An 8,800-nucleotide genomic window follows, 5' to 3' on the forward strand; every position below is an offset into this window, starting at 1 on the left:
ATTTATTATATTTCATATATTTCATAGGGAACAGTCTCCTTTTTTATAATATAAATAATATAAACAGTATAAAACTCTATTTTCTATAAGTAGTATAGCACGACAGGTAACTCTATAATATTCATAGAGAAATGAAATAGGAGGCGTGATGCATGGAAGTGAAAAAATTTAACCCCGCTTTTTATGCTGTTCGAACGTTCAACGAAGAAACAGGTACGTCTGATATATCGCTACCTCTCCATGCTCAGATTCAATGGATGAATTCTGAACACCCCGGGTGGAGGGTTACTTCAGATGGGATATCTATCATAGAACTCAAAGACGAAGAAGACGGGGAAGTTGGTACACGCTACGCAGTAGTGGGGCATGTGGCAGTAATCGACGAACAGGGGAGGAGACTTCTTTCAGTGCCTATAGATGCGCCATTCAGAGGGTTGGAGTCTGGAGAGGTGTCAGGTGCTTTTGTGGCGGGAGCTCAGTTGGCCTTGGAGATTTTAGGTTATGGAGCCGGTTCTATACGTAGAGAGCATTGGCAGGAGCTTTTTAGCCTTACTGAGATAGAGGAAGGGGAGCTTCCACAACACGTTGCTCAAAGAGCGGCTTATGTGGCCGTTAAAGAGGGGAAAGGCCCTGATTATGTTCCTGCGGAAAGTATTGTAGAGGCACAAGACAGCGGTACATCGCTGTATCATAAATGCCTTTCTCTTGTCAAGGCTATTTGGGAGACCAATCCCAACGTATTTAAAGGCGTGGTAATACGCCCTGAAAAGGGGGAAGAGGAGTGGCGTAGGCTTCTTGAGAAGATATGTAGTTTTGAAACAGGTAATCCTATGTGGGCAATGCTGAATGAGGACGAAAAGAAGCGAGTCTGGTCCAAGCTGCACAGTATATATAAGGAGGTATCGGGGAAGTGATCAGGAGGGTGGCATTAGGTTTATTCACGTTATTTGTGTTTAGTTCTCCTGTTTTGGCGGCATCAGGTACGGCTCAGTTGACAAACATGAATGTCGTCTTTGACAACGTGCAGGAGGCGGTAGCTGTCAATTACCTAAAGGGTTTTCTGGGGGGAGATATAAACAGGCTCTACCAGTATGAGATGTTTCCCGTGCCAACCGACTCTATACTTTCTTTGGTGTGGACAAGGCTTGTTACTCACCCTTACACACGATGGAGGTGGGAGAATGGAGAAATAACAAATGTTGTGGTAGACGGCAGTAAAGTAAAGGTTGAGGGGCGGCTGCCTTCTATCCCTGAACCAAAAACCTACAGCAAACTTCCTAAAGTGGTATGGGAGTGGAAGATGTACGCTCTTACTGATAAGTCAACCAAGAAGGGAATTTCCTATAAGAAAGAAGTAAGAGAGCTGTTGGTTACTCCAACGGGGAAGCTGGATATAACACAAGGCCAGATGGACCGGATTTATAAAAAATGTGTATCAGATGCTTTGACTGCTCTTAAATGGGTGCAGAAAAACAAAAAGTACAGCGTAGACATTCTGCCAATGTTGGTATCTGTCTGGGAGCAGAACGAAGCATCTACGACCGTTAAATTGCTTCCTGAAGTGGCTAAGGAATGGAAAGGTGTTATCAATAAATAAAAACAGATTTAGATAAAGAGGAGGTAGATTGAAAAATGAAGGCTACGGTTAAAAAAGTTGGGGAAATCCTTCTTCAGGTTGCTTTAGGCTCTGCGTTTGGGGCTTTGATGCAGAATATAGGGTTTGCAGCCAGCGACAACTATTACACGGGTGACACACAGAGTTTTATCGATATGTCTGTAAAAGCTATCAAAATAGCGAGATTCGTTGCGTTGTTTTTGTGTATTGTGGCGTTTATCGTAGCAGGTGTTACGTGGGCATTTGCAGATGATTCCCGTGAAGGGAAAGGCAAACTGATAAAGGTGGCTGCTGGAACGGGAATAGTGCTTTTGGCAGTGGTAATTGTGCAGTTTCTCATTGGTGGATTTGGATTTGGAGATATATCGGCTGGTCTAGGACGTTAATAAGAGGGGAGCAGACGTATGATTCACTTTGTCCCTCGCAAGTTACATGTTCCTATCCCCGCATTTTTAGGGTTGACGATGAAACAGGCGTTTTTGCTGGTCGCCTTTGGTATGGTATGGGGGATAGGGTGTGTAATGCTGACGGACGGCCTATCGTTGCTTTTATGGTTGGGTATAGGCGGATTGATTGAGCTTGTTTTGTACTTGCTTTGCAACTTATCCGGCAAGCTAAGACGAGGGTTTTTCATGCATTACTTTCAGTATTTCATGGAAAAGCGCAAGGTCCCTCCTCGTTTTGCAGGCAGAAAACGCTTTTATAAGGACAACTAATGAAACAGCGGGGGGACCCCGCTTTCCCTTATTTTAGGAGGTGTAATATGTGAGAACCCCTACGAAGATGGCTGTAGAGGAAGCAAAAAAGAACGTTGTGAAACACAGCTTATCCTCTGAACTTCCTTATGAAGAAGTTGTAGACGGTATCGTGATATACAATGATGGTTCAGTGGGAATGTGCTACAAAACGACACCTGCCTTCATTGATTGTATGAGTGTAGGTGAAAAGGAGATGTTTTTTAAAAATCTCTTCGGGGCTTTTTCTACGCTGCCTCCGCATATTCATGTTCAGGTAGTATGGGAAAAAACTTCAACAACTCCGATATTGGATCGAATGATCTCTGCTTATGAAAAAAAGGACAACAGGCTTCCTATAGTGGATATGCTTATCAAAGACCGAGAGGCATTTTGGCGTTACTCCGCCAAAAAAAACAACGTTTTCAATATAACGTGTGAAATATGGCTGCGGGGATACTACCCTAGGTTGATCAACGGGAAGTTTTCTACGCTGTTATCTAAAGGATACAAGGACAAGATACAGCAGTTTTTAAAGGAGCATGTTGCTATAACACACAAGTTTAAAGAGGAGACGGGCAGGTTTTTTGACTTTCTGCAAAACGTTTTTCCTGATGTATGGCAGGCTTCTAATCAAGAAGTCTTTAAGGCTATCTGGGAGCATCTTTTGGGTTCTGATAAAACTCCGGTCTATAAGAACGACTGTCCTCTCAATGAATATTTTGGCGGTATCGATGTTGTAAGAGAGTGGGGTTATATAGGCATAGGCAACAGGGAAGAGCGGTATATCTCTATACTGTCTGCTGATGACCTTCCTGAAAAGAGTCATATTTCTATGGTAAATCACATGCTGACTCTTCCGTTTCCATTTACGATAGTCATGAATGCTTCTCCTGTCTCTCTGCATACAGCAAAAAAGGCTCTGAGGAAGCAGTTGCGTCGATATGAATCGCTGCTTGCTGTGTCTTCTGATCCAGAATTGATTAACCGGAGAGATGAGGTATTCCTGCTTCTTCAGGAAATGGAGGAGAGTCACAATCCTCTGTTGGACACTGAATTGTTTTGTATAGTTCCAGCTCCGTCGCTTGCCGATCTGACAAAGCGTGTAGATATGTTGATTACAACGGCACAGGCGAAGGTGAACCTCTTTTTACAGCCTGAAAAGGCGGCTCTGCTCCTTGCGTTCAAGGCATCTCTTCCCGGGGGTCGGAGAACCGGAGATATAAGCCGTGAATTCAGGGTCAAAGCCGATAATGTAGCAGATTTTGCCCCTATATATGGTCCTATGAAAAGTGCGGATCGTCCCACTCTGCTTTTAAGTTCTCCTTATAGGGGTATGTACGGTTATGATATTTTTGATCCTCGTCTTCCCGCATGGAATGCTCTTGTTATAGGAGGCACAGGAGCAGGTAAGTCGTTTTTTACTAATCTGTTGTTGTTGTCTGCTCAGACTCTGAATCCTTATGTGTTCATTATCGACAAGGGCGGAAGCTACAAAAAAGTGACTCACATACTGGACGGCAGTTATATTGACGTAGGATCTGGCGAAGTTTCTTTTAATCCCTTTGAGTGTGTCGGCAAATGGACAGACAATTTAGGGGCATTAAGCCTGATACTGCAGGAGATAGTGAGAAAAGCCCCCAATGAACCTGTTGATAAGGCACAGCAGATTATTATTGAAAGGCTCCTCGATGTTATGGCCAACGTCTACGGGGGAGACAGCAAACTGCCCACCTTGTCGGACGCTTTTCATACTTTAAATCAATATAAGCTATATGATACAGAAAAAAGCAATTCAGAGGTGGAGTTGTTAGCCAAAGCACAGCAGGAAGTTGCCTTGTATCTTTCCCGGTGGACTCGAACAGCAACCAAGGGAACGTCTTTTGCGTCGAAACTTTTAGACAATCCAACGACCAATGTAACTCTACAGAACAGAGTTGTTGCTTTTGACCTCCATGGACTGGAACACTATCCGCAGGTCATGAACGTCATGTTTTTGGTTTTGAACATGATGATAAAAAACACTATCAAGCATGATTTAAGTACACCAAAAATCATTGTGTTTGATGAGACGTGGGCTCTGCTCAAGACGCAGGAGGGGGCAGCGTTTCTTGAGGAGCTTTATAGGACTGTGCGAAAGTACAATTGTATGGTGCTTTCTATATCACAGGATTTAGATGATTTTGCTCAGTCTCCCTCTGCAGGGGCTTTGATCGCCAATACATATCAGTATTTTATTCTCAGACAGGCGTCGTCTACACATGTGGACAAAATTCAGCAGCTTTTGCGTCTGTCTGACGAAGAATGTGTCGCTATCCGCAGTTTAGACTTCAAAAAAGGGTTTTTCTCGGAATTCTTCTTTAAACTTATAGGTGTAGGCAGTTCCAAGATGGCTGTAGTGCCAAGTCCTATAGAGTACTGGCTGGCTACGACAGACGCTAAGGACATGCACGGTTTCCTGACCTGTCTCAAAAATGGCATGTCGGTTCAGGAAGCAGTCGCAACACTGGCAAAAAAATATCCGCATGGTATTACGGCGTCGGTTGTAGGTTTGAAATAGTAGGCTTCTACGGTAGAAAGGGGTGGTGTTTTTGAAGAAGTTTTTGGCGGTGTTTTGTGTGACAGCGGTCTTGGCCGTGGCAACTTCTGCTTTTGCAGGAGTGCCGGTTTCTCGTGTAGACAGCTATTTGGAAAGACAGCAGTTATCTCTCAAGATGGCATTGGAGAATTGGTATAAAAACAAAGTTCTTTCTCTGTCTAATGTTTCGTCTATACAGGATTTGGCGAATCTTCCTTCACGGCTGCAGAGCTTAGCTAAAAATTTGAACATTCAGTCTGTGTTGGGGAATTTCAATGTAAGTGTATTAGATGATTATTTTGGAACGCTCAACGGAGAGTTGGGAGACGACCTCTTTACGGATCTTTGGAAAGGGGATAGTCAGAAGAATCTCTATAAGATAGTAAAAGAGGAGGGTGTGAATGAAGGGGTAGAAGCGTTGGATCAGAATGTTGAAGATGCTCTAGCCGGCAGAATAGATAAGGTTGCAGAGGGATATTCGCCAGAGAATTTGATGTCTAGCCCTCTGTTGGACGGCTATTCTGAATCTGACAAACAAGCCATAGCTTCCAATGCAGCGGAAAACAGTGCTGCGTATCTTGAGATGATTAAAGACACCGCGCCTCTTACTATCCCAGATCTACAGAAAGGGGCAGTTGTTTCTATCCTTAAGGCGTGTCCAGATAAGATAGACAGAGAACATTTTATGTATCGCTATTCCCAACAGCAGAAAAACCGTGCTCTAGCTTCAATAGGCAATATTATTGCCAAGTATGAAGGCAATGACGAAAAAACTTACCGCAGTGCCATGAACGAGATAGTAAAACAGACGGAAGAAATAGTAAAACAGGCTAACGATGCCCCAAAAGGGAACGATGCAGCTTTGATAGCGACTGCAATATTTACTGCTTCCACCATGAAGATTCTCGCTCTTCAAAATTATGCGCTTGTCAACCTTGGTGACATGTTAGCCGATGAAATTCGTCTATTGGGGCGTATGGCAGTACTTGAAACGGAGGATTATTCACGCAACCTGTATGACTCCTTCATGTCCAGCGGAGCTCTGTTTGATAAAACAGCTCTTTCAACAAAATCTACTTCTAAGTAAAAAAGATGAGGCGGGGATCTGTTTTCCCTGCCTCTTTTATGTTTTCTTCTTGTTATCATGCTATCATTATTACATCAATATGCAGTAATAGCAAGGGGGAATGGGCATGAAGGGTATCATAGTGAGAATGTCGGATGAACTTCACCGCAAATTTAAATTGGCATTGGTCAAAAAAGGAGAAAGTGCTCAAAAAGTTTTAGAGCGAGCTGTTAGGGATTATGTGAAAAAAGTTGAGAAAAAGGAGGGAAGCAATGAGACTTAAAACTAGGCTGCATATTTCTTTGTCTGTTGTCCTTCTTCTTTTACTGTCTTCTGCTGCTTATGGGCTATTCGGTTTTTGTGATATCCCCTGTCTGATGCAGAGGTACGGTATATCCAGAGTGGACAGACAGTTTGAATATAACGAGATAGCTTCTGACTACGCTTTTTTAAACACCATATATCCTCAGAGGCTTTTTGCAGGGGGGAGTGATCTGGAGGATATACTTCAGATAGACACACAAATTGATAAGGTGGAGGAAGTAGAAGATAAAGGTTCTTCTGTCGCTGAGCTTTTTAACAAGACAGATAATATTGCAGATTTGCTTACACAAACCAGCAATCCTATAAAGAGGGAGCAAATACTGTTGAATCATATCTATGAGGTTAAAAAACAAATATTGGAAGAGATAGGCAAGTTGGTAGCGGACGTGGAGCGAGAAGCTGAAAAGCGTCGTAGATCTCTTGATGCTATTCAGCAGGATATAGAGAGGTTTCAAAAATCTGTTGATAATTTATATTTGTCGAGCTTGTCTTCTGAGGAATACATGAAGATTGTGGCGGACAACCTTGCTCACATCATCGAGGGAGCAGCAAAACGAAATGAGTTTTACGTATATATCATGACGCTTTTGGCAAAAAGAGCTCAGTTAACCCATCTATTGGGAATAATGACTGCTGAAAAGTATCGAGGCAACCTCTACTACAACATGTCCTCCAATTTCACCAGATACAATAATTTGATATTCTCTCAATAAGTCAAAGCGGGGAGGCAATAAGTCTCCTCGCTTTTATTTTTATGTCTTTTTCATCAAAAAATTTTATCTTCAAAAGATGTTTCCCCTCACTTTATAACCCTATACTTTATTTGTAAGAAATAAATATCTTGACTGTTTACTGGAAGGTGAAGAGTTGTAATGTTGACGTTTGCTTCCCTTATCAAGAAAGTGAAAGGATTGCTGCCGAGCGCAAGATTGGCTTCTTTAGGTTCTTTAGAACAGGTGGAAAACGCTCTTGAGTTTGCTCTAGTCAATCATTTGAGGGACGGAGGTTTCCCACCTCTTACCCCCTTGAAGAGGGAGGAGGTTCCGAAGTTTGATCTGCCTTCTGTGCTGTCCTTTCCGCCTGATATGGATAGGGTAGTCGAAGGAACGAGAAATATCGAACAGATGAAAAATGAAGAGAAAGGCTCTTCGCCTGTTCGCTGGCTACAGTGGACAGAAAGCCTCAGTCTGTACAAGAATCCGGGGCTATTTAAGAAAGGCGGCGTAATTAAACCGTTGACATTTTCATCTGTGGAGACAACAGAAGGGATACCAAAGGCCAAGAGCATAGAAATAACTCCGCTCACTAATGATGATAATGCAACACGTCTTTTTGCTTCTTTTGAAAGTTGCAAACAAAAAGGGGACAAACAGGAAGAAGATTCTGCTGAAGGAGGAATAATTTGATGGTCAAAAAAGGAGGCAGTCCAATCAAGTATGTTCTGCAGTATATAGCGATGGTAACGGCTTTTGGTGTGGTGCTTGGAGGGAGTTTTATTTATCTTGCTGAAATCAAGCAACACAGGGCTGAACAGCTCCTTCAAGCACAGGAGGCTATAGCTCAAGAGGGAAAAGAAGAAAAAACGGCTGTTTCAGAGGACAACAGGACAGGGCAATTGGATTTCTATTTTACAGCGTTAAACTCTGTAGATGAATCAGACCTTGTACCGCAGGAGGAACTTCTGTCGTATCTTGGTTTTGACTTGTTGGTTCGGAAGTATTCCCAGACGACGCCTATTGTTGCCAAAGCTATACCTCAAGACATCTCTTTCAACGAGATTAGAGAAAGAGCGAAGATGTTTGAATATATCAAGGCCTCAAACTCTAAAATAGATGATAGAACGGCGTTGATTGAGGTCGCTTCAGTTTTTTGGTACGGGAGTAAATATAAACTCCCTTATAGTTTGATTGTTGGAGTGATGCGGACTGAGAGTAATTTTAATCCTAAAGCTGTATCTAAGGTGAACGCCAGAGGCCTGATGCAGGTAATGTGGAAGTATCACAGCGGGTTACTGCAGGCTAATGGAATAATGACGGAAGAGGATCTACATGATCCTGAAAAGGGAATAGCGGCAGGGTGTTTGGTTCTGTCACGATACATCAGAGCGGAAAAATCCGTAGTTGGAGGCCTTAAGAGGTATTATGGAGCTCTCTCTTATCATTATGTAAGCGAAGTGCTTGCCAACTGGCACTCTTATGAACTTTTTGCCTTAGGTGTTGCAGATGAAGATTGGAAAAAAACAGAAAAAAGTTATTGGGCAAAAATGGTTGCCAAACAGCCAAAGCAGGACGATTCGATTACTGTTAAAAACACAAGCTCCAATCAAATGTCTGTACAGGCAGTCGAAACAACAAAGACTACTAGTGGGACAACAACAGCACGGCCTGCCCAGAGCATGAGAGTTTTTGATCTTAAAGGATACATAGGAGTCTATGGGCAGGACGGAAAGCTGAAAAAAGAGTGGAAGAAAGAGTAACTTTGAT

Annotated in this window: 10 protein-coding genes; all 10 read left to right on the forward strand. The window is 42.8% G+C overall.

Features of this window, described 5'->3' with window-relative positions; genetic code table 11:
- Positions 1–152: 152 nt before the first annotated feature.
- The 10 genes from V7Z69_RS09020 (at position 153) to V7Z69_RS09065 (ending at position 8,793) form a co-directional block, all read left to right on the forward strand.
- Entirely contained in the window at positions 153–914 is a 762-nt protein-coding gene (locus V7Z69_RS09020; RefSeq protein ID WP_334139669.1) for a hypothetical protein, read from the forward strand.
- A complete protein-coding gene (locus tag V7Z69_RS09025) occupies positions 911–1,597 on the forward strand; it encodes a hypothetical protein (RefSeq protein ID WP_334139670.1) in 687 nt (228 codons plus the stop codon). Before V7Z69_RS09020 ends, V7Z69_RS09025 begins: the two co-directional genes overlap by 4 nt.
- 35 nt (positions 1,598–1,632) lie before the next feature.
- Positions 1,633–2,001: a hypothetical protein gene (locus tag V7Z69_RS09030; RefSeq protein WP_334139671.1), complete on the forward strand. Its 369-nt coding sequence runs from the start codon at positions 1,633–1,635 to the stop codon at positions 1,999–2,001.
- Positions 2,002–2,079: 78 nt separating this feature from the next.
- A complete protein-coding gene (locus V7Z69_RS09035; RefSeq protein WP_334139672.1) occupies positions 2,080–2,331 on the forward strand; it encodes a hypothetical protein in 252 nt (83 codons plus the stop codon).
- 49 nt (positions 2,332–2,380) lie between these two features.
- Positions 2,381–4,909, forward strand: a complete 2,529-nt coding sequence (locus V7Z69_RS09040) for a VirB4 family type IV secretion system protein (RefSeq protein ID WP_334139673.1) — start codon at positions 2,381–2,383, stop codon at positions 4,907–4,909.
- 31 nt (positions 4,910–4,940) lie between these two features.
- Positions 4,941–6,014: a hypothetical protein gene (locus V7Z69_RS09045; protein ID WP_334139674.1), complete on the forward strand. Its 1,074-nt coding sequence runs from the start codon at positions 4,941–4,943 to the stop codon at positions 6,012–6,014.
- 106 nt (positions 6,015–6,120) lie between these two features.
- Entirely contained in the window at positions 6,121–6,276 is a 156-nt protein-coding gene (locus tag V7Z69_RS09050; protein ID WP_334139675.1) for a hypothetical protein, read from the forward strand.
- Complete coding sequence (locus V7Z69_RS09055) at positions 6,266–7,030, forward strand: hypothetical protein (RefSeq protein ID WP_334139676.1); 765 nt, start codon at positions 6,266–6,268, stop codon at positions 7,028–7,030. Before V7Z69_RS09050 ends, V7Z69_RS09055 begins: the two co-directional genes overlap by 11 nt.
- Before the next feature lie 243 nt (positions 7,031–7,273).
- Positions 7,274–7,723: a hypothetical protein gene (locus V7Z69_RS09060; protein WP_334139677.1), complete on the forward strand. Its 450-nt coding sequence runs from the start codon at positions 7,274–7,276 to the stop codon at positions 7,721–7,723.
- Positions 7,723–8,793: a lytic transglycosylase domain-containing protein gene (locus tag V7Z69_RS09065; protein WP_334139678.1), complete on the forward strand. Its 1,071-nt coding sequence runs from the start codon at positions 7,723–7,725 to the stop codon at positions 8,791–8,793. Before V7Z69_RS09060 ends, V7Z69_RS09065 begins: the two co-directional genes overlap by 1 nt.
- The last annotated feature ends 7 nt before the right edge of the window (positions 8,794–8,800 follow it).

Origin of the sequence: Thermovirga lienii, from assembly GCF_036847465.1 — a bacterium.
In the GTDB taxonomy this organism is placed as follows: Bacteria; Synergistota; Synergistia; order Synergistales; family Thermovirgaceae; genus Thermovirga; species Thermovirga lienii.

Bases quoted from the DNA above. Each gene is read 5' to 3' on its own strand.
- V7Z69_RS09020 (WP_334139669.1), top strand. From the start codon at position 153: ATGGAAGTGAAAAAATTTAACCCCGCTTTTTATGCTGTTCGAACGTTC.
- V7Z69_RS09030 (WP_334139671.1), top strand. From the start codon at position 1,633: ATGAAGGCTACGGTTAAAAAAGTTGGGGAAATCCTTCTTCAGGTTGCT.
- V7Z69_RS09035 (WP_334139672.1), top strand. From the start codon at position 2,080: ATGAAACAGGCGTTTTTGCTGGTCGCCTTTGGTATGGTATGGGGGATA.
- V7Z69_RS09050 (WP_334139675.1), top strand. From the start codon at position 6,121: ATGAAGGGTATCATAGTGAGAATGTCGGATGAACTTCACCGCAAATTT.
- V7Z69_RS09055 (WP_334139676.1), top strand. From the start codon at position 6,266: ATGAGACTTAAAACTAGGCTGCATATTTCTTTGTCTGTTGTCCTTCTT.
- V7Z69_RS09065 (WP_334139678.1), top strand. From the start codon at position 7,723: ATGGTCAAAAAAGGAGGCAGTCCAATCAAGTATGTTCTGCAGTATATA.